Genomic DNA, 1,046 nt, shown 5'->3' with positions numbered 1-1,046 from the left:
GGGCCGTCCCCGTGACCACCGCCGTCCGGTGCTGACGTGTGCGCTCAGCGGCGGTCCGCGTCCAGGCGCTCCAGGTCCTCGTCCTCGTCCAGGTCGGCGTCGAGGCCCTCCTCCAGGTCCTCCCCGTCGTCGTCCTCTTCGTCATCGTCGTCCTCGACGTCGTCGAAGACGGCGCTGACGTCGAAGCGGCAGACCACCTGCTGCGGATCGACCTGCTCGAACGGGGCCTCCAGCCACTCCCCGGGGTCGGCCGGATCGTCAGCCGCCATCACCCAGAGCGTGGAATCGCCCTCCTCGAGCCCGAACTCCTTGTGCCGGGAGGCGATCTCGTCCGGCTCGAACTCGCCGAACAGCAGGCCGAGCGCGCCATGGGTCGTCCCGGAGGCCGCCGGGCCGTCCTCGCCCTCCGCGGCCTCGATCCGCTGCGCCTGCGCCAGGAGACGCTGTGGCTCCGCCACCGCGTAGTCGCGGCGGATCAGCACGCTCAGCGCGTTCGGTTCCTCGGGGCCCGCGTACGGGGGCAGCGCGTCCTCCGCACCGGGGATCTCGAAGGGGGTGACCTCGTCGTATCGGTCGTAGAGCAGTTCGTCGTACACCTCTGCGGCCGCGGCCAGCTGGTTGAACGCCTCGTAGACGGCCGGGTCGTCCTCTCCCGACCTGCCTTCGACCGCGGCCAGGTGGCGGTCGAGCGCGGTCTTGACCGCCTCGGCGGCGGCGCGTACCTCGGCAGCGGTGGGCTGCGCAGCATCAGACATAGTGCAGACGCTATCCGTACCAGGCCCCAGCCCGCACAATAGATGCGATGCCGGAATACGAATTTGTCGACGTGTACGTACCGCGCGGGGTCTCCCGCAAGGAAACGGCGCGTCTGCTGACGGACCACGCCGAGTACGGACACTGGGAGTTGCACCGTCTGAGCCTGCTGCGCGACGGCAGCCGCAAGGTGCGGTTGCGTCGGCGGATCATCCGCCAGGTGCGGGCCACGTGGTGAGCTGAGACGGCGCACCGGGAGAAGGCATACACGGGAGCGGGCCCCGCATCGGCGG

General features: G+C 70.5%; 2 protein-coding genes. One reads left to right on the top strand and one right to left on the bottom strand.

All coding sequences use genetic code 11. From position 1 onward, the window contains the following. Positions 1 to 44 precede the first annotated feature (44 nt). The gene (locus tag ACFTZL_RS45105) at positions 45 to 755 is read right to left on the bottom strand and encodes a hypothetical protein (RefSeq protein ID WP_382596495.1); all 711 of its coding nucleotides are present in this window, start codon (positions 753 to 755) and stop codon (positions 45 to 47) included. A gap of 47 nt (positions 756 to 802) precedes the next feature. On the opposite strand from ACFTZL_RS45105, the gene ACFTZL_RS45100 reads away from it, so the two are divergent. Then, positions 803 to 991: a DUF5703 family protein gene (locus tag ACFTZL_RS45100; protein WP_010045410.1), complete on the top strand. Its 189-nt coding sequence runs from the start codon at positions 803 to 805 to the stop codon at positions 989 to 991. The last annotated feature ends 55 nt before the right edge of the window (positions 992 to 1,046 follow it).

The organism is Streptomyces sp. NPDC056948 (assembly GCF_042674225.1).
In the GTDB taxonomy this organism is placed as follows: Bacteria; Actinomycetota; Actinomycetes; order Streptomycetales; family Streptomycetaceae; genus Streptomyces; species Streptomyces purpurascens.
Note: the sequence above shows the minus strand (reverse complement) of the source record. Positions and strands in the feature narration are given on the sequence as shown.

Coding starts and splice junctions, on each gene's coding strand:
- ACFTZL_RS45100 (WP_010045410.1), top strand. CDS start 803: ATGCCGGAATACGAATTTGTCGACGTGTACGTACCGCGCGGGGTCTCC.
- ACFTZL_RS45105 (WP_382596495.1), bottom strand. CDS start 755: ATGTCTGATGCTGCGCAGCCCACCGCTGCCGAGGTACGCGCCGCCGCC.